This window comes from Rhodoferax sp. RT4P68 (assembly GCF_056521305.1).
This window is the reverse complement of sequence record NZ_JBWMBB010000014.1, coordinates 68,484-89,130: the sequence shown is the minus strand read 5'-3', so window position 1 is coordinate 89,130 and position 20,647 is coordinate 68,484. Positions and strand designations below refer to the sequence as shown.

The 20,647-nt window shown below is 67.3% G+C and carries 22 protein-coding genes; 9 read left to right on the top strand and 13 right to left on the bottom strand.

Annotation, left to right across the window (positions count from 1 at the left end; translation table 11 throughout):
- Window positions 1-221: 221 nt before the first annotated feature.
- From pnuC to AC099J_RS25415, 6 genes are read right to left on the bottom strand one after another with little or no spacing between them, the layout of a single operon-like run.
- Window positions 222-866, bottom strand: a complete 645-nt coding sequence (pnuC, locus tag AC099J_RS25440; RefSeq protein WP_479618088.1) for a nicotinamide riboside transporter PnuC — start codon at window positions 864-866, stop codon at window positions 222-224.
- Between the two features lie 20 nt (window positions 867-886).
- Complete coding sequence (locus AC099J_RS25435; protein ID WP_479618087.1) at window positions 887-1,162, bottom strand: septum formation initiator family protein; 276 nt, start codon at window positions 1,160-1,162, stop codon at window positions 887-889.
- Window positions 1,163-1,188: 26 nt separating this feature from the next.
- Window positions 1,189-2,472 (bottom strand): phosphopyruvate hydratase, encoded by a 1,284-nt coding sequence (gene eno, locus AC099J_RS25430; protein ID WP_479618086.1) that lies wholly within the window; start codon window positions 2,470-2,472, stop codon window positions 1,189-1,191.
- 41 nt (window positions 2,473-2,513) lie between these two features.
- Window positions 2,514-2,804: a DUF1330 domain-containing protein gene (locus AC099J_RS25425; RefSeq protein ID WP_479618085.1), complete on the bottom strand. Its 291-nt coding sequence runs from the start codon at window positions 2,802-2,804 to the stop codon at window positions 2,514-2,516.
- A gap of 4 nt (window positions 2,805-2,808) precedes the next feature.
- Window positions 2,809-3,666: a 3-deoxy-8-phosphooctulonate synthase gene (gene kdsA, locus AC099J_RS25420; protein ID WP_479618084.1), complete on the bottom strand. Its 858-nt coding sequence runs from the start codon at window positions 3,664-3,666 to the stop codon at window positions 2,809-2,811.
- Window positions 3,663-5,330: a CTP synthase gene (locus AC099J_RS25415; protein ID WP_479618083.1), complete on the bottom strand. Its 1,668-nt coding sequence runs from the start codon at window positions 5,328-5,330 to the stop codon at window positions 3,663-3,665. The genes kdsA and AC099J_RS25415 overlap by 4 nt, the downstream gene beginning before the upstream one ends.
- Before the next feature lie 90 nt (window positions 5,331-5,420).
- Between AC099J_RS25415 and coaBC the strand changes: the two genes are divergently transcribed.
- From coaBC to dut, 3 genes are read left to right on the top strand one after another with little or no spacing between them, the layout of a single operon-like run.
- Window positions 5,421-6,671 carry a bifunctional phosphopantothenoylcysteine decarboxylase/phosphopantothenate--cysteine ligase CoaBC gene (coaBC, locus tag AC099J_RS25410; protein WP_479618082.1) on the top strand — a complete coding sequence of 417 codons (1,251 nt, stop codon included), beginning with the start codon at window positions 5,421-5,423 and terminating at the stop codon, window positions 6,669-6,671.
- Window positions 6,671-7,138 (top strand): hypothetical protein, encoded by a 468-nt coding sequence (locus tag AC099J_RS25405; RefSeq protein ID WP_479618081.1) that lies wholly within the window; start codon window positions 6,671-6,673, stop codon window positions 7,136-7,138. Before coaBC ends, AC099J_RS25405 begins: the two co-directional genes overlap by 1 nt.
- A gap of 1 nt (window position 7,139) precedes the next feature.
- Window positions 7,140-7,586: a dUTP diphosphatase gene (gene dut / locus AC099J_RS25400; RefSeq protein WP_479618080.1), complete on the top strand. Its 447-nt coding sequence runs from the start codon at window positions 7,140-7,142 to the stop codon at window positions 7,584-7,586.
- Window positions 7,587-7,603: 17 nt separating this feature from the next.
- Here the strand turns inward: dut and AC099J_RS25395 are convergent, their stop codons facing one another.
- The gene (locus AC099J_RS25395) at window positions 7,604-8,128 is read right to left on the bottom strand and encodes an FKBP-type peptidyl-prolyl cis-trans isomerase (protein WP_479618079.1); all 525 of its coding nucleotides are present in this window, start codon (window positions 8,126-8,128) and stop codon (window positions 7,604-7,606) included.
- Between the two features lie 67 nt (window positions 8,129-8,195).
- Here AC099J_RS25395 and AC099J_RS25390 point away from each other — a divergent pair, with 67 nt between their 5' ends.
- The 3 genes from AC099J_RS25390 (at window position 8,196) to AC099J_RS25380 (ending at window position 10,362) form a co-directional block, all read left to right on the top strand.
- On the top strand, window positions 8,196-9,329 hold the full coding sequence (locus tag AC099J_RS25390; RefSeq protein ID WP_479618078.1) for a JmjC domain-containing protein: 1,134 nt from the start codon (window positions 8,196-8,198) through the stop codon (window positions 9,327-9,329).
- Window positions 9,330-9,346: 17 nt separating this feature from the next.
- Window positions 9,347-9,868 (top strand): hypothetical protein, encoded by a 522-nt coding sequence (locus tag AC099J_RS25385; protein WP_479618077.1) that lies wholly within the window; start codon window positions 9,347-9,349, stop codon window positions 9,866-9,868.
- A 158-nt stretch (window positions 9,869-10,026) separates the two neighbouring features.
- On the top strand, window positions 10,027-10,362 hold the full coding sequence (locus AC099J_RS25380) for a hypothetical protein (protein WP_479618076.1): 336 nt from the start codon (window positions 10,027-10,029) through the stop codon (window positions 10,360-10,362).
- Between the two features lie 65 nt (window positions 10,363-10,427).
- Here AC099J_RS25380 and AC099J_RS25375 read toward each other — a convergent pair whose 3' ends face one another.
- From AC099J_RS25375 to AC099J_RS25350, 6 genes are all read right to left on the bottom strand, one after another.
- Window positions 10,428-11,204 (bottom strand): MBL fold metallo-hydrolase, encoded by a 777-nt coding sequence (locus AC099J_RS25375; RefSeq protein ID WP_479618075.1) that lies wholly within the window; start codon window positions 11,202-11,204, stop codon window positions 10,428-10,430.
- A 9-nt stretch (window positions 11,205-11,213) separates the two neighbouring features.
- Window positions 11,214-12,299: an outer membrane protein assembly factor BamC gene (gene bamC / locus AC099J_RS25370; protein ID WP_479618074.1), complete on the bottom strand. Its 1,086-nt coding sequence runs from the start codon at window positions 12,297-12,299 to the stop codon at window positions 11,214-11,216.
- A 34-nt stretch (window positions 12,300-12,333) separates the two neighbouring features.
- A complete protein-coding gene (gene dapA / locus AC099J_RS25365; protein WP_479618073.1) occupies window positions 12,334-13,218 on the bottom strand; it encodes a 4-hydroxy-tetrahydrodipicolinate synthase in 885 nt (294 codons plus the stop codon).
- Window positions 13,219-13,279: 61 nt separating this feature from the next.
- Window positions 13,280-13,837 carry a class I SAM-dependent methyltransferase gene (locus AC099J_RS25360; RefSeq protein WP_479618072.1) on the bottom strand — a complete coding sequence of 186 codons (558 nt, stop codon included), beginning with the start codon at window positions 13,835-13,837 and terminating at the stop codon, window positions 13,280-13,282.
- Window positions 13,838-13,860: 23 nt separating this feature from the next.
- Window positions 13,861-13,995 (bottom strand): hypothetical protein, encoded by a 135-nt coding sequence (locus tag AC099J_RS25355; protein ID WP_479618212.1) that lies wholly within the window; start codon window positions 13,993-13,995, stop codon window positions 13,861-13,863.
- On the bottom strand, window positions 13,992-15,212 hold the full coding sequence (locus AC099J_RS25350) for an MFS transporter (RefSeq protein WP_479618071.1): 1,221 nt from the start codon (window positions 15,210-15,212) through the stop codon (window positions 13,992-13,994). The genes AC099J_RS25355 and AC099J_RS25350 overlap by 4 nt, the downstream gene beginning before the upstream one ends.
- A gap of 114 nt (window positions 15,213-15,326) precedes the next feature.
- Between AC099J_RS25350 and AC099J_RS25345 the strand changes: the two genes are divergently transcribed.
- The 3 genes from AC099J_RS25345 (at window position 15,327) to parC (ending at window position 20,647) form a co-directional block, all read left to right on the top strand.
- Complete coding sequence (locus tag AC099J_RS25345; protein WP_479618070.1) at window positions 15,327-17,306, top strand: DNA topoisomerase IV subunit B; 1,980 nt, start codon at window positions 15,327-15,329, stop codon at window positions 17,304-17,306.
- Window positions 17,306-18,124 carry a lytic transglycosylase domain-containing protein gene (locus AC099J_RS25340; protein ID WP_479618069.1) on the top strand — a complete coding sequence of 273 codons (819 nt, stop codon included), beginning with the start codon at window positions 17,306-17,308 and terminating at the stop codon, window positions 18,122-18,124. The genes AC099J_RS25345 and AC099J_RS25340 overlap by 1 nt, the downstream gene beginning before the upstream one ends.
- Before the next feature lie 108 nt (window positions 18,125-18,232).
- Complete coding sequence (gene parC / locus AC099J_RS25335) at window positions 18,233-20,647, top strand: DNA topoisomerase IV subunit A (RefSeq protein WP_479618201.1); 2,415 nt, start codon at window positions 18,233-18,235, stop codon at window positions 20,645-20,647.

Genomic DNA, 20,647 nt, shown 5'->3' with positions numbered 1-20,647 from the left:
TTCGCTGCCCCCCGAGGGGGCGCGAGCTTGCTTGGGGCGACCCGGCGCTGCGAATGTAGCCCTCACGCTCCCCGCTGCGCGAGGTTCGCTGCCCCCCGAGGGGACGCGAGCTTGCTTGGGGCGGCCCGGCGCTGCGAATGCAGCCCCCACGCTCCCCGCTGCGCGAGGTTCGCTGCCCCCCGAGGGGACGCGAGCTTGCTTGGGGCGGCCCGGAGCTGCGCTCACGACACTGCTGCCACGTGGGGCAGGCGGCGCTTCCAGGCCTGCCAGCCCACCACACTGAGCGCGATGAACAAGGTGTAGAGCAGGGTGGTGAGCCACAGGCCCTTGTAGGCGAACAGGCCCACGCTCACGGTGTTGACGGCCATCCACGCGAGCCAGTTCTCGATGTACTTGCGGCCCAGCAGGTACTGGCCGACCAAGCTGACGGCGGTGGGGAAGGCGTCCCACCACGGCACGTCGGAATCTGTGTAGTAGCGCAGGAACAATGCGATGGCCGGCCACAGCACGGCGCAGGCGATCACGGCGGCCCAGGCGCCACGCGCCGTGAGCCGCGCGACGCGCAGCGCCGAGCCATCGGCGCGGTGGCCGCGCAGCCACTGCAGCCAACCCCAGAACGCCACGATGGCAAAGAAGATCTGCAACGCAGCATCGCCATACAGCCGGCTGCGCGAAAACACGCCCACATACAGCAGCGAGCTGACGATGGCCAGCGGCCAGCCCCAGTGCCGCTCACGGATGTTGAAGCCCACCATGGCGAGCGCCAGCACCACCGCAATGAGTTCGAGCCAGGAGGTAGGTGCACCCCAGGCCGAAAAAGCCGGAGACAGCAGCCACTGCCACAGCGCAATCAGGAAATCGGGCATGCCCAAGGGTCGTGCTGGCGCTAGCGCACCCACTGCACGAACACCTCGTTGGGCTTGACCATGCCCAGCTCGGTACGCGCCTTTTCTTCGACCATCTCCAGGCCTTCCTTCAGGTCGCGCACCTCAGCGGTCAGACGGTCGTTGACCAGCCGCGCCTTGTCGTTCTCGGCGTTCTGCGCCTCCAGCCGCTGCTGCAGCTGGCCGACGTTGGAGATGCTGCCGCGCCCGAACCACAGCTGCGCGTGCACGATGACGAGCAGCACCAGCAGCACGGCCGGAACGAAGCGCGAACCCATGGCAAGACCCGGTGGTGTGGCGGTGGTCAGCGCAGCGTGTTGAACGCGCGGCGGCCCGGGTAGGTGGCGACGTCGCCGAGGTCTTCTTCGATGCGCAGCAGCTGGTTGTACTTGGCCATGCGGTCCGAGCGCGAGAGCGATCCGGTCTTGATCTGGCCGGCGTTGGTGCCGACGGCGATGTCCGCAATGGTGGAGTCTTCGGTCTCGCCCGAGCGGTGGCTGATGACCGAGGTGTAGCCCGAGCGCTTGGCCAGCTCGATGGCGGCGAAGGTCTCGGTCAGCGTGCCGATCTGGTTGATCTTGATCAGGATGGAGTTGGCCACGCCACGCTCGATGCCTTGCTGCAGGATCTTGGTGTTGGTGACGAACAGGTCATCGCCGACCAGCTGCACGCGCTTGCCCAGCACGTCGGTCTGGTGTTTCCAGCCGTCCCAGTCGCCTTCGGCCATGCCGTCTTCGATGCTGATGATGGGGTACTTGTCGCACCAGCCAGACAGCATGTTGGTCCACTCCTCGCCGGTCAACGACAGGCCTTCGCCTTCGAGTACGTAGCGGCCGTCCTTGTAGAACTCGGACGCGGCGCAGTCCAGGCCCAGGGCGATCTGCTCGCCGGGCCTGTAGCCGGCGGCCTCGATGGCCTGGATGATCATCTGGATCGCAGCCTCATGGCTGGGCACGCTGGGTGCGAAGCCACCTTCGTCGCCGACGGCCGTGCTGATGCCCTTGTCATGCAGGATCTTCTTCAACGCGTGGAACACCTCGGCGCCGTAGCGCAGCGACTCGCGGAAGCTGGGTGCGCCGACCGGGATGATCATCAGCTCTTGCAGATCGAGCGAGTTGTTGGCGTGTGCGCCGCCGTTGATCACGTTCATCATCGGCACCGGCAACTGCATACCGCCCATGCCGCCGAAATAGCGGTACAGCGGCAGGCCCGACTCTTCGGCTGCGGCGCGGGCCACGGCCATCGAGACGGCCAGCATGGCATTGGCGCCCAGGCGCGACTTGTTCTCGGTGCCGTCCAGGTCGATCATGGTCTTGTCCAGGAACGCCTGCTCGGAGGCGTCCAGGCCCAGCACCGATTCGCTGATCTCTGTGTTGATGTGCTCGACGGCCTTCAGTACGCCCTTGCCCAGGTAGCGACTCTTGTCGCCGTCACGCAGTTCGATGGCTTCGCGCGAGCCGGTGGAGGCGCCGGACGGCACGGCCGCACGGCCCATGGTGCCGGATTCCAGCAACACGTCGCATTCCACGGTCGGGTTGCCGCGGCTGTCCAGGATCTCGCGACCCACGATGTCTACGATGGCACTCATTGGAGCTTCTCTTTCTTTGGGTAAAAAACGGTGCGGAAAAGTCAGACGCCTTCGACCACAACCATGCGCATGATGGCGGCGCCCTGGCGTGCGGTGCGGGCCTTGTCATATTCAGGCGAGGCGTTGAAATTCTTGGCCGCCTGGACGCTGGGGAACTTCAGCAGGACCACGCGGGTAGGGCTCCACTCGCCCTCGAGTACCTCGACCTTGCCGCCGCGCACGCAGACTTCGGCGCCGTGCGCCAGTATGGCTGCGCTGGACCACTGCTTGTAGTCCTCGTACTGCGCGGCGTTGGTCACGGTGACGTCGGCAATGATGTAGGCGCTGGGCATGGCGTCAGGCTTCGAAATCGTTTTCGAGGTAGCCGTTCTTCTTGGTCACGGCGTCGAGTTCGCGCAGCGTCTCCAGCAGCGCGGGCATGTGCTTGAGCGGCACGGCGTTGGGGCCGTCGGACATGGCCTTGGCCGGGTCCGGGTGCGTCTCCATGAACAGCCCGGCCACGCCGACGGCAACGGCCGCGCGGGCCAGCACCGGCACCATCTCGCGCTGGCCGCCCGAACTGGTGCCCTGGCCGCCCGGCAGCTGCACCGAATGGGTGGCGTCGAACACCACTGGCGCGCCGGTCTCGCGCATGATGGCCAGGCTGCGCATGTCCGAGACCAGGTTGTTGTAGCCGAAGCTGGCACCGCGTTCGCAGGCCATGAACAGGTCTTCGTCCAGGCCCTTCTCGCGCGCAGCGGCGCGGGCCTTGTCGATCACGTTCTTCATGTCGTGCGGCGCGAGGAACTGGCCCTTCTTGATGTTGACCGGCAGGCCCGACTGCGCCACAGCGCGGATGAAGTCTGTCTGGCGGCACAGGAAGGCCGGCGTCTGCAGCACGTCGACCACCTTCGCGGCGGCCGCAATGTCCTCCTCGGTGTGCACGTCGGTCAGCACCGGGATGCCCAACTCGCGCCGGACCTTGGCCAGAATCTCCAACCCCTTCTCACGGCCCGGGCCGCGGAAGGTGGTGCCCGAGGAGCGGTTGGCCTTGTCGAAGCTGCTCTTGAAGATGAAGGGAATGCCGAGCGCCGAGGTGATCTCCTTCAGGCGACCGGCCGTGTCCATCTGCAACTGCTCGGACTCGATCACGCAGGGGCCGGCGATCAAGAAGAAGGGCTGCTGCAGCCCGATGTCGAAACCGCAGAGCTTCATGCCGTGGCCACTTCTTCGATGGGGGTTTTCTGATGGTCCAGCGCGGCCTTGACGAAGGCGTTGAACAGCGGGTGGCCGTCCCAGGGCGTGGACTTGAATTCAGGGTGGAACTGCACGCCGATGAACCAGGGGTGCAGGCTCTGCGGCAGCTCAACGATCTCCGTCAGGTGCTCGCGCTGCGTCAGCGCCGAGATCACCAGCCCGGCCGCGCGCAGCTTGTCCAGGTACTTGACGTTGGCCTCGTAGCGGTGGCGGTGGCGCTCGGTCACCACCTCGCCGTAGATCTGGTGCGCCAGCGTGCCGCGCGTGACGTCAGAGCTCTGCGCGCCCAGGCGCATGGTGCCGCCCAGGTCCGAGTTGGCGTTGCGGGTCTTGATGCTGCCGTCGGCGTCTTGCCACTCGGTGATGAGCGCGATGACGGGGTGCGGCGAAGCCGGCTCGAACTCGGTGCTGTTGGCGTTGGCCAGGCCGGCGACGTGGCGCGCGAATTCGATGGTGGCCACCTGCATGCCCAGGCAGATGCCCAGGTAGGGCACGCGGTTCTCACGCGCGAAGCGGGCCGCGCAGATCTTGCCCTCGATGCCGCGCTTGCCGAAGCCGCCGGGCACCAGCACGGCGTCGAACGCGGACAGCTGCGCCACGTTCTCGGGCGAGATGTTCTCGGAATCGAGGTACGTGATCTTCACGCGTGTGTGGTTGCGCATGCCCGCGTGGCGCAGCGCCTCGTTCAGCGATTTGTAGCTGTCGGACAGGTCGACGTACTTGCCGACCATGGCGACGTTGACCTCGTGCTGAGGATGCGCGGTCTCATACACCAGGTCGTCCCAGCGCTTGAGGTTGGCCGGTGGCGTGTTCAGGCGCAGCTTGTCGCAGATCAGGCCATCGAGGCCTTGCTCGTGCAGCATGCGCGGCACCTTGTAGATCGTGTCCACGTCCCACATCGAGATCACGCCCCAGCGTGCGACGTTGGTGAAGAGCGAGATCTTCTCGGCCTCTTCCTCGGGGATGCGGCGGTCGGCACGGCACAGCAATGCATCGGCCTGGATGCCGATCTCGCGCAGCTTCTGCACGGTGTGCTGCGTGGGCTTGGTCTTGAGCTCGCCGGCGGCTGCGATCCACGGCACATAGGTCAGGTGCACGAAGGCGGCCTGGTTCGGGCCCAGGCGCAGGCTCATCTGGCGCGCCGCTTCGAGGAAGGGCAGGGACTCGATGTCGCCCACGGTGCCGCCGATCTCGACGATGGCCACTTCGACGGCCTCGGGCGTGCCGAAGCCGGCGCCTCGCTTGATGTATTCCTGGATCTCGTTGGTGACGTGCGGGATCACCTGCACCGTCTTGCCCAGGTAGTCGCCGCGGCGTTCCTTCTCGAGCACGGACTGGTAGATGCGGCCCGTGGTGAAGTTGTTGGCGCGCCGCATGCGCGTTTCGATGAAGCGTTCGTAGTGGCCCAGGTCCAGGTCGGTTTCGGCGCCATCGTCGGTCACGAACACTTCACCGTGCTGGAAAGGCGACATCGTGCCGGGGTCGACATTGATGTAGGGGTCGAGCTTGATGAGGGTGACCTTCAAGCCGCGCGATTCCAGGATCGCAGCAAGGGAGGCTGAGGCGATTCCCTTGCCGAGGGAGGACACCACACCGCCGGTGACGAAGACGAATTTGGTCATGTCAGGGGTCGGGAATGCGTTCCCGGGGAGGTGGTAAAGCGAGATTATAGGTGTCTGCTACATTGCGCCCGGACGCTCTCGAGGACTCAAATGGACACATCTGCGCAGGCAGGCAGCGGCGCGCAAGCCGATCTCGCCGGGCGCCACATCGTGCTCGGCATGACCGGTGGCATCGCCTGCTACAAGTCGGCCGAACTGTGCCGGTTGCTGGTCAAACAAGGTGCCACCGTGCAGGTGGTGATGACCGAGGCGGCCGAGCGTTTCATCACACCGGTGACCATGCAGGCGCTGTCGAATCGGCCCGTGCATGGCTCCCAGTGGGATGCGCGCGAGCCCAACAACATGCCGCACATCAACTTGTCGCGCGAGGCCGATGCGATCCTGATCGCGCCGTGCAGCGCCGACTTCATCGCGCGCCTGGTGCAGGGCCGCTCGGACGAGTTGCTGAGCCTGCTGTGCCTGGCGCGCCCGGCGCAGCGTGTGCCCTTGCTGATCGCGCCGGCCATGAACCGCGAGATGTGGCTGCACCCGGCCACCCAGCGCAACATGGCGCAGCTGGCTGCCGACGGTGCCGTGCTGCTCGGCGTCGGTACCGGCGCGCAGGCTTGCGGCGAAACCGGCGACGGCCGCATGCTGGAGCCGGCTGAACTGGTCGAAGACCTGATCGCTCACCTCGCGCCCAAGACGCTGCAGGGCCAGCATGTGCTGGTGACGGCCGGGCCGACATTCGAGGCGATCGACCCGGTGCGCGGCATCACCAACCTGTCCAGCGGCAAGATGGGCTTTGCGATTGCACGCGCCGCGCGCGAAGCCGGTGCGCAGGTCACGCTGGTGGCCGGGCCGGTGCATCTGGCGACGCCGCGTGGCGTCGTTCGCGTGGATGTGCGCTCGGCCTGCGACCTGCTGCAGGCGGTCGAGCAGCACGTGGATGCGGCGACCGTGTTCATCGCCACTGCGGCGGTGGCCGACTGGCGGCCCGCTGCTGCTGCGCTGCAGAAAATCAAGAAGGACGGCTCGGGCCAACTGCCGCAACTGGCGTTCATCGAGAACCCCGATGTGCTGGCGCGCGTCGCGCAGTCCGAACGTGCGCGCAGCGGTGCGCTGTATTGCGTCGGCTTTGCCGCCGAGAGCGAAGACCTGATCCGCCACGCCCAGGCCAAACGTGCGCGCAAGGGCGTTCCGCTGCTGGTCGGCAACATCGGGCCGGCGACCTTCGGCCATGACGACAACCAGCTGGTGCTGGTCGATGCCGAAGGCGTGCGGGAGCTGCCCAGGGCCTCCAAGCAGGCGCTGGCCCGCCAGCTGATCGACGACATCCAGTCGCGTCTGCGCACCCGCTGATGCCCCCCTCGGTCTACGACACCCCGCCCGATGGCGACTTCGCACGCTATGTGGAGGAGCTGGGCCGCGAGGCGACCCTGCGCTTGCTGCACAAGACCACGGCGGGCGGGCAGGAAGCAGCGATCCCGACATCGACATCGACCCCGACGCGGCCACGTCGTGGCGATCTGCCCCGTCCTGTCGCTGGCGCGCCCCAGGAGGCCCCGGCATTGGGCGCGCTCGTCAAGGCGCGGCTGGTGCAGCTGTTCCAGTGGGGCTTTGCAGCGTTCGTGTTGTTCTTGATGGCCTCGGCCGCGTACCCACCGTTGGCGCTGGCAGCGGTGCCGCTGATGCTGGCATTCGGCGCCCTGGCCTGGGTGCGCCTGCGGGGGTTGCCGTGGCCCGAACTCATCGCCCAAGCCCGCCAGCGAGCGGGCGTTCCCTCCACCGATCCTGGCGCCCGCGACAGCGCGCGCCACCCCAAGTGACATGCACATCGACGTCAAGATTCTCGACCCCCGCATGGCAGAGCAGCTGCCTGCCTACGCCACCCCCGGCAGCGCCGGGCTGGACCTGCGGGCCTGCCTGCACGAGCCTTTGTTGCTGGCGCCCGGCGCCTGGCAGCTGGTGCCAACGGGCATTGCCATCCACCTGGAAGATCCGTCCTATGCGGCGCTGATCCTGCCGCGCTCGGGCCTGGGCCACAAGCACGGCATCGTGCTGGGCAACCTGGTGGGGTTGATCGACAGCGATTACCAGGGCCAGCTGATGGTCAGCGCCTGGAACCGCAGCACCACTGCCTACACCGTGCAACCAATGGAGCGCATTGCGCAGCTCGTCGTGGTGCCCGTGGTGCAGGCACGCTTCAACGTGGTGAACGAGTTTCCCGCCTCGTCGCGCGGCGCGGCGGGTTACGGCTCGACCGGGACGGCCTGAGCCTCAGCGTCAGCGCTTCAGTGCAGCGACGAGCCGCCAGGCGCGGCGGACTGCACCTTGAAAAAACCGGTGCCTGCCGAGCCGCGGCCGATCTCGTCTTCGTCGGCGTCGCGCACGGCATTGACCGTGAGCGTCAGGCGCAGGGCAATGCCAGCCAACGGGTGGTTGCCGTCCAGCACGACGTGCTCGGGATAGATCTCGGTCACGGTGTACATGCGGTCCCGCGGGATCTCCGTGTTCATGCCTTCGGGCAGCGCGAGCCCGTCGAAGCTCATGCCCTCTTCCAGCACGTCGGGGAACAGGGCGCGCGGCTCCAGGAAGATCAGCTCTTCGTTGAAGTCGCCGAATGCGTCCTCCGGCTCCAGCTGCAGGCGCAGGGTGTCACCGGCCTCGTGGCCTTGCAGTGCTTCCTCGATCTTGGCCAGCAGGTCGCCGCCTCCGACGAGAAATTCCACCGGTTCACTGAGAACGTCCAGGTCTTCGCCGAGGGTGTCCTGCAGCTTCCAGGTCAGGGCCACGACGCATTGTTGGGTGATTTCCATGGAAGAATTGTCGCAGCTTCGCCGGGCGCCCCTGTCTGGCCCGTGCCAGTCGCGCACGAAGGAAATGATGGACACCACCACTCCCTTGCCGCTGTTGGGCGGCCTCAGCCCCGAGCGGTTCATGCAGCGCCACTGGCAGAAAAAGCCGTTGCTGGTGCGCGGCGCCGTGCCCGGCTTCTGCGCGCCGCTCGCGCGTGCCGAGTTGTTTCGGCTGGCCGAGCAGGAGGACGTCGAGTCGCGCCTGGTCGTGCACGGCGCGGGCGGCTGGACGATGCGCCACGGCCCGCTGGCCCGGCGTGCGCTGCCGCCCCTCGGCCAGCGGGCATGGTCGCTGCTGGTACAGGGTGTCGATCTGCACCACGACGCCGTGCACGCGCTGTTGCAGCAGTTTCGTTTCGTGCCCGAGGCGCGGCTGGACGACGTGATGGTCAGCTACGCGACAGATGGCGGCGGCGTGGGCCCGCACTTCGACAGCTACGACGTGTTTCTGCTGCAGGCCCATGGGCGGCGGCGGTGGCGCATCGGCCGCCAGCGCGATCTGCAACTGCAAGAGGGCGTGCCGTTGAAGATCCTCGCGAACTTCGAGCCCGAAGACGAATTCGTGCTGGAGCCCGGCGACATGCTGTACCTGCCGCCGCGCTATGCCCACGACGGCGAGGCAATCGGCGAATGCATGACCTGCTCGATCGGCTTTCGCGCGCCGGACCGCGCCGGCATCGCACGCGACCTGCTGCAGCGGATGGCCGAGACGGCCGACGATGCGCTTGGCCCTGCGCTGTACCGCGACCCTGGGCAAGCGGCTACGGCCGAGCCGGCGCTGATGCCCCAGGCGCTGCGCAGCTTTGCGCAGGAAGCCCTGTCCGCCTTGTTGGCCGACCCCGATGCGCTGGACTGCGCGCTGGGCGAGATCCTGAGCGAGCCCAAGCCCCAGGTGTGGTTCGCGTCGGGCGAGGCCGACGCGCCGGACCTGCAGCACGGCGTGGCGTTGGACCGGCGCAGCCGCATGCTCTATGACGGCCGTCACGTCTATCTGAACGGTGAAGGCTACCGCGCCGGCGGTCGCGATGCACGGTTGATGCGGCGTCTGGCAGACACGCGGCAGTTGAACGCGCGCGAGCTTGCGACGGCCAGCGCCGGCGCACGCGAACTGTTGGCGCGCTGGTGTGCCGACGGCTGGTTGCGGCCGTTGGCGCCGGGCTGAATGTCGTGGGGCAGCCCATGCAAGAGCCTGCCGATCAAGTGCCAAAGCCTTTGCCGGTGTCCTTGCCGCAAGGCCGCTTCGAGGGCCGCGTGCAGTTCCAGCAATGGCTGCGCGATGCGCTGCACGTCGCCGCGCGTGACGGCTGGCAGGAGATCGTCATGTGCGATGACACCTTCGAGGACTGGCCGCTGGGTGAGCGCGCGGTGTGTGAGGACCTGCAGGCCTGGGCGCGCACCGGGCGCCGTTGTGTGTTGCTGGCGCGGCACTACGACGAGGTGGTGCGGCGCCACGCGCGCTTCGTGGCGTGGCGCAGCCGCTGGTCGCACCTGATCGACAGCCACGCCTGCCGCAGCGCCGACCCGCTGGCGCTGCCCAGCCTGATGGTCAGCCCGCAATGGGCACTGCACCGTTTGGACACCGACCGCTGCACAGGCGTGGCGGGCACCGAGCCAGTGCGCCGCGTGCAGTTGCGCGAGACCTTGGCGCCGTGGTTGCGCAAGAGCACACCCGCGTTCGCGGCCTCGGTGCTCGGACTGTGACGAGTCGTTACGATTGGGGTTAACGCTAGTTCTGGGGGTGTGGCTGGCTATAATCGCCGGCTGAGTTGAAAGCGATCGGGTGCTTTCACCTCGGTTGCTGCAGCCTCAGGAGAGGGCTGCACTCCTCCAGAATTTCACTCGCACACAAGGAATACCAAATGAACAAGACTCTCGTACTGGCTGCATTGATGGCCTCCGTTGCTCTGGCTGCTTGCGGCAAGAAGGAAGAGCCGATGCCCGCGCCTGCGCCCGCACCAGCGGTCGTCGTGCCAGCACCTGAGCCCGCACCGGCTCCTGCCATGGCGCCTGCTGCCGACGCTGCTGCGTCCGCCGCTTCTGCCGTGTCCGACGCTGCCAACAGCGCGGCCGCCGCTGCGCAAGGCGCTGCTGCCACCGCAGCCGACGCTGCCGCCTCGGGTGTTGCTGCAGCGTCCGACGCTGCCAAGGCTGCTGCGGACGCCGTCAAGTCCGCTGCAGACGCTGCCAAGAAGTAAAAGCCAGGCGCGTTCGCGCGCTCAAGCCCAAGGCCACCGCAAGGTGGCCTTTTGCTTTTGGGGCCTTAAACGCTGATCCAGGGCGTGCCCAGCAGCGCGTCGGCCACGCTGCGTTCCAGCGCGTCGCAGCCGACCGCGCCTGCCAGGGCAGCCAGCGCCAGGTCGGGCCGGTTGTTCTGGCGGCTCAGATGCGCGCCGACCACACGCTGCAGGCCATGCGGCGCGAGCGCGGAAGCGATGCCCGCAGCCCGATGGTTGGCCAGGTGGCCGTGCGATCCGCCCACGCGCCGCTTCAGAAACAGCGGGTAGGGCGAGTCGGCCAGCAAATCCGGATCGTGGTTGCACTCCAGCAACATGGTGCTGCAGCCGGCCAGCTGGTCCAGCACATGCGTCGTGGCGTGGCCCAGGTCCGTCAGGATGCCCAGGCAAGTGGCGCCGTCGCTCAGGCGCAGCTGCAGGGGCTCGCGTGCGTCATGCGGCACGGTGAAGGGCCGCAGCTGCAGGGCGTCGAGGGCGATGGCTTCACTGTCACGTGCGATGCGCAGCAGGCCGTCGAGCTCTGGCGTGCCGATGGCCGCATAGGTGCCGTAGCTCATCCACAGGGGAATGCGGTGGCGCAGCGCGATCCTGCAGGCGCTGCCGATGTGGTCGCTGTGCTCGTGCGTGACGAAGATGGCGTCCAGGTCCGTCAGGGCCAGGCCAGCTTCTCCCAACCGCGTCGCCAGCGTGCGCGGCCCCAATCCGCAATCGACCAGCAGGCGGGTGGGGCGGCCGTCTTGCGTCGCCTCCACCACCGTGGCGTTGCCTGAGCTGCCGCTGCCCAGGTTCTTGAAACGCAGCACGCCCTGAGGCTAGCGCAAGTCGTCGGCGATGACCTTGACGATGCGCTGCGCGTTGGCCGAGGCTTCGGGCGCGCCCTCGGCGTTCAGCACCGAAACCGTGGTGGCGGCGCCCTGGCTGCGCACGGCAATGCGGTACTTCAGCGGCGCCACGGCAGGCGAGCTGCCGAAGTTCAGCAGCTTGCTGAAGAAGCCGGGCTCCTTCCTGTCGGCCGTTGGTTCGACGTAGCGCACGAAATACATGCCTTGGCTGCGGTCGCGGTCTTCGACCGTGAAGCCGGTGCGGTCCAGCGCCAGGCCGACGCGGCGCCAGGCCAGGTCGAACCCTTCGTCCATCTGCACCACCGGCGAGTTGTTGACGGTGGCAATGCGCGAGGTCGGACGGGCTGCGGCTTCGGCCGCGACGGCCGTGCGCACCTGCTCGGTCGTGGCGCCGAGCTTGACCATCAGGCGGCGCAGGAACTCGGCCTCGAGCTCAGGGTCGACGGCACGCGGCTGCCACACGGTGCGCTCGCGCGTCTGGTTGTCGGGGTAGACCTCGACCATGCCGCGGTGGCTGATGAAAATCTCGGTGCCGTTGGGGGTGCGCTCCAGGCGCGTGCGGAACTTGTCGCGCTCGCCGGTGGAGTAGACCGAATCGAGCACCTTGCCCAGCGTGCTGCGGATGAAGTCCTGCGGCAGCTTGGCGCGGTTCTCGGCCCAGTCGGTTTCCATGATGCCCAGGTTGGCCTGATCGAGCGTCAGCAGGAAACCGTTCTCCTGCCAGAACTCGCGCACAGGTTCCCACAGCTTGTCGGGTGCGCGGCCGACCACCAGCCAGCGCTGGTTGCCGGTGCGTTCGATGCGCACGTCGCCCAGATTGGATGCGGCGACCGGCACGCCGGCCTGCGGCTGCGCGGTCTGGTAGGCGCTGGCGGTGACGGCGCTGCCGGGCACCACGTAGCGGCTGTCCCGGCTGAGCTGCGTCAGATCGGGCGGCACCTGCAGCGAGGGGGCCTTGCCGGCGCTCTTGTAGTCGATCTTGTCGCCATCGAACACCGAGCAGGCGCCCAGCGAAAGGGCCAGCGCCAGCAGCGCGATTCTTGCGGATTGGTTCACGTACGAAATTCCTGTTGAATAACCGGCGCTGCGTTCAGAGCAGGCCACTGGCGCGCAGGGCGCCTTCCACCACGGGATGGTGGGCGACTGACAGTGGTGTCATGGGCAAGCGCATGGTCTCCCCGCACAAGCCCATGCGCGCCATCGCCCACTTCAGCGGAATCGGGTTGGCCTCGACGAACAAGTGCTTGTGCACCGGCAGCAGCCGGCGCTGGATCTCCATCGCGCTCTGTGCGTTGCCAGCGATGGCGGCCAAGCACAGTTCGTGCATCAGCCGCGGAGCGATGTTGGCGGTGACGCTGACATTGCCCTGGCCGCCGCACAACATCAGCGCCACCGCCGTCGGGTCATCACCGGAATAAACGGCAAAACCGGGGGGCACATCGCGGATCAACCACTGAGCGCGTTCGATGTTGCCGGTCGCCTCCTTGATGCCGACGATGCCGGGCACCTGGGCCAGGCGCAGCACGGTGTCATGCAGCAGATCGGCCACGGTGCGGCCGGGCACGTTGTAGAGCACCATGGGCAGATCGCCGACCGCCTCGGCAATGGCCTTGAAATGCTGGTACTGGCCCTCTTGCGTGGGCTTGTTGTAGTAGGGCACGACCTGCAACTGGCAATCGGCGCCGACCTTCTTGGCAAAGCGTGTGAGCTCGATCGCCTCGGCCGTCGAATTGGCGCCGCAGCCCGCCATGATGGGCACGCGGCCCTTGGCCTGTTCGACCGAGACGCGGATGATCTCGCAGTGTTCTTCGACGTTGACCGTGGGCGATTCGCCCGTCGTGCCGACCACGCCGATGCAATCCGTCCCCTCGGCGATGTGCCAATCGATCAGCTTGCGCAGCGTGGGGTAGTCCACGCTGCCGTCCTCGAACATCGGTGTGACGAGCGCCACGATGCTGCCGGTAATGGGTGTCATGTCCGCAGTCTGAAACGGAAAAACGAGCATTCTACCCAGCGCACTTCGCTGGGCCGAAGGGTCAGAGCCGGTGCCTCGCGGGGAGTTCCGGGCGTGTGTCGGCAAGCTCGCGGACCGCGGCGATGCGCTGCACGAAACGTGGTGGCGCGTCTTCGAAACCGTCCTCGAACGCCACCACGCGCAGGCTTGTGCATGCGCGCAGCAGTTCGGCGGGTGCCAGCAGGAAATCCGCGCGCGAAGGCTTGCCGACCGTCTCGTTCCCCTGGGCGAAGGTCTCGTACAGCAGCACACCGCCAGGCGCGACGGCCTCGATGATCTGGGGCAGCAAAGGGCGCCACAGATAGTTGGTCACCACGACCGCATCGAACCGGCGGCCCGCGAACGGCCAGTGCCCGGTCTCGATGTCGGCCTGCACGACCTCGGCGCCTGCCGCCACCAGCGGGGCCAGGCTGGCGATGGCTTCGGGGGAGCGGTCGACCGCGGTCAGCCGGCAGCCTCGGTCATGCAGCCAGTATGCATGCCGGCCCGGGCCGCAGGCCACGTCGAGCGCACTGCCGCCATTCGGCACCAGGTGGGCCCAGCGCAGCACCCAGCTGGAGGGTGGGTGCAGCGGCTGCATCGGCTGCACGGGCACCGCAACCATCAGAAGCAGGCCCAGACCTGGTTCGACAGATCGACCAGGAACTCGGGCCGCAGGTACATGGCGAACACGCCTGCCAGCGCCGCTGCGGCGGCCACGGCCAGGGTGATCTTGCCGGCGGTGCGCATGGTCTTCAAGCCGGCTTCAGCGTAGGCCGCTGAATCGCCGCTTCCTTGACCGGCAGGTTCACCAACCCCGCGAACACGCCAAGCGCGATGGTGATGCCCCACACCACGTCGTAGCTGCCGGTGCGGTCGTACAGCACACCGCCCAGCCAGACGCCCAGGAACGAGCCGATCTGGTGCGAGAAGAACACGAAGCCGCCCAGCATCGACAAATGCTGCACACCGAAGATCGACGCCACCGCTGCCGTGGTGGGCGGCACCGTCGACAGCCACAGCAGCCCCATGCTGGCCGCGAACAGGTAGACGCTCAGAGCATTCAGTGGCGCCAGCAAGAACAGGCTGATCACCACGGCGCGCGCGAAGTAGATGAACGAGAGGATGTTCTTCTTGGGCATGCGCTGGCCCAGGCTGCCGGCGATGTAGGTGCCGAACACATTGAACAGCCCGACCAGCGCCAGCGCGTAGCTGGCGACTTCAGGCGTCAGGCCTTTGTCTTTCAAGTAGCTCGGCAGGTGCACGCCGATGAACACGACCTGAAAGCCGCAGACGAAGTAGCCCGCCATCAGCAGCTGGAAGCTGGGGTACTTGAACGCCTCGACCAATGCCTGGACGATGCTTTGCTCGCGCCGTGCTGCGCTGTTGCCTGAGAAGCCTGGCTCGCGCAGCGCGAAGGCCAGCGGCATGATCAACAGCACTGCCACGCCCAGAATCACCAGGGCCTCCTGCCAGCCGAAGCGCGCGATCAAAAAGCCCTCAACCGGCACCATCAGGAACTGGCCGAACGATCCCGCCGCAGCGGCCACGCCCATGGCCCAGCTGCGCCGTTCGGGCGACACATTGCGGCCGATCACACCGAAGATCACGGCATACGTGGTGCCGGCCTGGGCCATCCCCAGCATGATGCCGGCGCTGAGCGAGAACATCAGCGGCGTGCTGGAGTGCGCCATGCCGATCAACCCCACGGCGTACAGCGCTGCCCCGATCAGCAGCACGCGGAGAGCGCCGAAGCGGTCGGCCGCCATGCCGGCGAAGATGCCTGCCACGCCCCAGGACAGGTTCTGCACCGCAATGGCCAGCGCGAAGGTCTGGCGCGTCCAATCCTGTGCCTGCGTGATGGGTTGCAACCACAGGCCGAAACCGTGGCGGATGCCCATGGACAGCGTGACGATCAGTCCACCGCAGATCAAGATGCGCGCCAATGGCAGGGTTGCCCTTGTTGTGTTTGTCATCGCGCGACTGTAGTGAATTTGGTGGACGTTTGCCTGGCGGAAGACGTTCGCATGGCGCACGAATCTGTGGTTTCATACAGTTTGTAGGTCGGCGCGCGCCTACAATCCCGCGCCATGGCAAGCAATCCCCCCGCAAAGGCGCAACCGCAGTACGGCGAGGCGTCCATCCGAGTGCTGAAGGGCCTGGAGCCGGTCAAGCAGCGACCGGGCATGTACACGCGCACCGACAACCCGCTGCACGTCATCCAGGAAGTCATCGACAACGCGGCCGACGAGGCGCTGGCCGGCCACGGCAAGAAGATCCGCGTCACGCTGTTCGCCGATGGGTCCATCGGCGTCGAAGACGAAGGCCGCGGCATCCCGTTCGGCATGCATCCTGAGGAAGGTGCCCCAGTCATCGAACTCGTCTTCACCCGCCTGCACGCGGGCGGCAAATTCGACAAGGGCAAGGGCGGCGCCTACAGCTTCTCGGGCGGCCTGCATGGCGTGGGCGTGTCGGTCACCAATGCGCTGGCCAAACGGCTGGAAGTGACTTCCTACCGCGACGGCTCGGCTGCGCACCTGGTGTTTGCCCACGGCGATGTGGTGGAGCCGCTGGTCGTGCGCAAGGCCGGCGAAGGCGACCGCCGCACCGGCACTTCGGTGCGTGTCTGGCCTGAGGCCAAGTACTTCGACAGCGAAGTGCTGCCCATGGCCGAACTGGCCCACCTGCTGCGCAGCAAGGCCGTGCTGATGCCCGGCGTGACCGTCTCGCTGACGGTGGAGAAGTCGCGCGACACGCAGACCTGGCAGTTCAAGGGTGGCCTGCGCGACTACCTGACGCAGACGCTGACGGCCGACCCGTTCATTCCGCTGTTCGAGGGCGAGGGCTACGCCGACAACCACGAGACCTTTGCCGAGGGTGAGGGCGCGCAGTGGTGCGTGGCCTTTACCGAAGAGGGCCAGGTGGTGCGCGAGAGCTATGTCAACCTGATCCCCACCAGCGCTGGCGGCACGCACGAGGCCGGTCTGCGCGAAGGCCTGTTCACGGCCGTCAAGAGCTTCATCGAACTGCATTCGCTGCTGCCCAAGGGCGTGAAGCTGCTGCCCGAGGACGTGTTCGCGCGCGCCAGCTACGTGCTGTCGGCCAAAGTGCTGGACCCGCAGTTCCAGGGCCAGATCAAGGAGCGGCTGAACTCGCGTGACGCCGTGCGGCTGGTCGCAAGCTTCGTGCGCCCGGCGCTCGAGTTGTGGCTGAACCAGCATGTGGACTACGGCAAGAAGCTGGCCGAACTCGCCATCCGGGCCGCGCAGTCGCGCCAGCGCGCCGGCCAGAAGGTCGAGAAGCGCAAGGGCTCGGGCGTGGCCGTGCTACCCGGCAAGCTGACCGACTGCGAAAGCCGCGACATCACGCACAACGAAGTCTTCCTGGTCGAAGGCGACTCGGCTGGCGGCAGTGCCAAGATGGGCCGCGACAAGGAATGCCAGGCCGTGCTGCCGTTGCGCGGCAAGGTGCTCAACACCTGGGAGGTCGAGCGCGACCGGCTGTTCGCCAACAACGAGATCCATGACATCTCGGTGGCCATCGGCGTGGACCCGCACGGCCCGAACGACACGCCCGACATGACCGGCCTGCGCTACGGCAAGGTTTGCATCCTGGCCGATGCCGATGTCGACGGCTCGCACATCCAGGTGCTGCTGCTCACGCTCTTCTTCCGGCATTTCCCCAAGCTGATCGAGGCCGGCCACGTGTTCGTGGCGCGCCCGCCGCTGTTTCGCATCGACGCGCCCGCCCGTGGAAAAAAGCCGGCGTCCAAAGCTTACGCACTTGACACTGGCGAATTGACGGCGATCCTCGATAAACTGCGCAAAGAGGGCGTGCGGGAAGGCAGTTGGGCGATCAGCCGCTTCAAGGGGCTGGGCGAAATGAGTGCCGAACAGTTGTGGGACACCACGCTGAACCCTGATACCCGCCGCCTGCTGCCGGTGCAGCTCGGCCACACGGATTTCACCGGGACCGAGCAGCTGATCACCAAACTCATGGGCAAGGGCGAAGCCGCATCCCGTCGGGAATTGATGGAATTGCATGGCGACGCAGTCGAGGTAGATATTTGATGTTTGCAGCGTTCAAGGTCAAGACAGCCGCGTGCCTGCTGACGGTGCTGGCCGCTGCCATGCCGCTGGCTGCACTGGCCGACGTGTGGGGCTACATCGACCCGCGCGGTGTGGCGCACTTCGCGCACGAGCAGGTGGACGAGCGCTACACGCTGTTCTACAAGGGCGACGACAGCTTCGACACGCGCGATGGCGAGGGCGCCATCAACCCCGCACTCACATCGGACGTGCAGCCCTTGCCGGCCAAGCTGGTCAACTTCTTCGAGGTCTCGCCGACCTACAAGCTGCTCAAGCCGCACCTGCGCGAGGCCTCTGCCAAGCACAAGGTCGACTACGAGTTGCTGCAGGCGCTGATCGTGGCCGAATCCGGCTTCGACCGCGCCGCCGTGTCGCCCAAGGGCGCGGTCGGGCTGATGCAGATCATGCCGGCCACGGCCGAGCGCTTCGGCCTGGCGGGCGATGCCAAGGCGCCGATCGAGGTCAAGCTGACCGACCCCAAGACCAACATCGGCATCGGCACACGCTACCTGCGCCTGTTGATCGACATGTTCCCGGGGCAGCTGGAGCTGGCGCTGGCCTCCTACAACGCCGGCGAAGGTGCTGTGCAGCGGGCCGGCAACCGCATTCCCAATTACAAGGAAACACAGGCCTACGTGCAGACCGTCATGCGGCTGTACCAGGGCCTGAAACCGCCGCCCGTCATCGAGCAGCGCCGCTCGCCGCTGCGCGTGCGCATGGAGCTGCGCGGCGGCGCCGCCGGTCGCGGCAACCTGCCGGACGTGCCGCCCGCTGCCACGCGGGTCGCCCAGCAGCCCTGAGCCGCTGACGCCGGCGCCGCCTCTGGCCCACGCCGTCCGCGGCACCCCTGTCCCTTCTCTGCATGGCCGCCGCCGGCGCGCCGCTTTCCGCATTTTCTGACGCACATGATTGACGACGCTTCCACCCTGGACTTTTCCGACGTGCCGCCGCAAGGCCCCGGTACCGGGGGCCCGGCCGACGGCGAGGGCGACGATTCGCTCGACCTGGGCCGCTACGCCCAGCGCGCCTACCTCGAATACGCGATGAGCGTGGTCAAGGGCCGCGCGCTGCCCGATGTCTGCGACGGCCAGAAGCCGGTGCAGCGGCGCATCCTGTACTCGATGGCGCGCATGGGCCTGTCGTTCGGTGGCGCCAATGGCACGGTCGGCGCCAAGCCCGTCAAGAGCGCGCGCGTGGTCGGCGATGTGCTGGGCCGCTTCCACCCGCACGGCGACCAGGCCGCCTACGACGCGCTGGTGCGCATGGCGCAGGATTTCAGCCAGCGCTACCCCTTGATCGACGGCCAGGGCAACTTCGGCAGCCGCGACGGCGACGGTGCCGCAGCCATGCGCTACACCGAGGCGCGGCTGGCCCGCATCACGCGCCTGCTGATGGACGAGATCGACGAAGGCACGGTGGATTTCATCCCCAACTACGACGGGTCGACGGAGGAGCCCCGCCAGCTACCAGCGCGTCTGCCGTTCACGCTGCTCAACGGCGCGAGCGGCATCGCAGTCGGCCTGGCCACCGAAATCCCCAGCCACAACCTGAGGGAAGTCGCCGACGCCTGCATCGCGCTGATCAAGACGCCCAAGCTCACCGACGAGGAACTGCTGCAGATCATCCCCGGCCCCGACTACGCAGGCGGCGGCCAGATCATCAGCAGCCCGGCCGAGATTGCCGAGGCCTATCGCACGGGCCGTGGCTCGCTCAAGGTGCGCGCCCGTTGGAAGATCGAAGAACTGGCGCGCGGGCAGTGGCAACTGGTCGTCAACGAGCTGCCGCCCGGCGTCAGCAACCAGCGTGTGCTCGAGGAGATTGAGGCGCTGACCAACCCCCAGGTCAAGGCCGGCAAGAAGACGCTGAGCCAGGACCAGATGCAACTCAAGGCCGCGATCCTGGCCGTGCTCGACGTGGTGCGCGACGAGTCCAGCAAGGACGCCGCGGTGCGCCTGGTGTTCGAGCCCAAAACCAGCCGTATTTCCCAGCAGGAACTGACGACGGCGCTCCTGGCCCACACCAGCCTGGAAACGACGTCGCCGATCAACCTCACGGGCGTGGGTCTGGATGGCCGGCCGACGCAGAAGTCGATGCGCGAGCTGCTGGCCGAATGGCTGGAGTTCCGCCAGACCACGGTGCAGCGCCGCACGCGGCACCGGCTGGACAAGGTGCTGGACCGCATCCACATCCTCGAAGGGCGGCAGATCGTGCTGCTGAACATCGACGAGGTGATCGCCATCATCCGCCAGTCGGACGAGCCCAAGTCGGCGCTGATCGCCCGCTTCAGCTTGAGCGACCGCCAGGCCGAAGACATCCTCGAAATCCGCCTGCGCCAACTGGCGCGGCTGGAAGCCATCAAGATCGAGCAGGAGCTGAGCGAGTTGCGCGCGGAGCAGGGCCGCCTCGAAGACGTGCTCAACAACCCCGCTTCGCTGCGCCGTCTGATGGTCAAGGAGATCGAGGCCGATGCCAAGACCTTTGCCGATGCGCGCCGCACGCTGATCCAGGCCGACAAGCGCGCCGTGGCCGAGGTGCGCGTCGTCGACGAGCCGGTCACCGTCGTCGTGTCCGAGAAGGGCTGGGTCCGCGCGCAGAAGGGCTGGGCCAAAGACCGCGCGGTGCCGGCCGACTACAGCTTCAAATCGGGCGACGCGCTGTACGCCGCGTTCGAGTGCCGCAGCGTGGACACGCTGCTGGTCTTCGGCACGGCCAAGGACAAGGTGGGCCGTGTCTACACCGTGCCGGTGGCCGCGCTACCCGGCGCGCGGGGCGATGGGCAGCCGGTCAGCTCGCTGATCGAGCTGGAGAGCGGCACGCAACTGGCGCACTTCTTCGCCGGCCCGGCCCACGCCACGCTGCTGCTGTGCAGCTCGGGCGGCTACGGCTTTCTGGCGACGGTGGAGAACATGCTGTCGCGCCAGCGCGGCGGCAAGGCCTTCATCAGCCTGGGCGAGGGCGAGACCATCTGCCGGCCCTCGCACGTGTCTGGCGTGGCGCAAGGCCTGACGTTGGCGGACGCCACGCACGTGGTGTGCGCGTCGACAGCCGGGCGCCGCATCCTGGGCTTTGCGATCAGCGAACTCAAGCTCATGGAGAAGGGCGGTCGGGGCCTGATGCTGATGGATTTGGAACCCAAGGACACCCTGGCCGGCGCGGCTGCCTACACCCGCAGCGTGCGCATCGAGGGCGTGGGCCGTGGCGGCAAGGCGCGCGAAGAGACGCTGGAAATCCGCTCGCTGAACAACGCGCTGGCCGGGCGCGGGCGCAAGGGCAAGGCCACCGAGCTGGGCTTCACGCCGGCGGCGGTGATCCGGGTCGAGTAG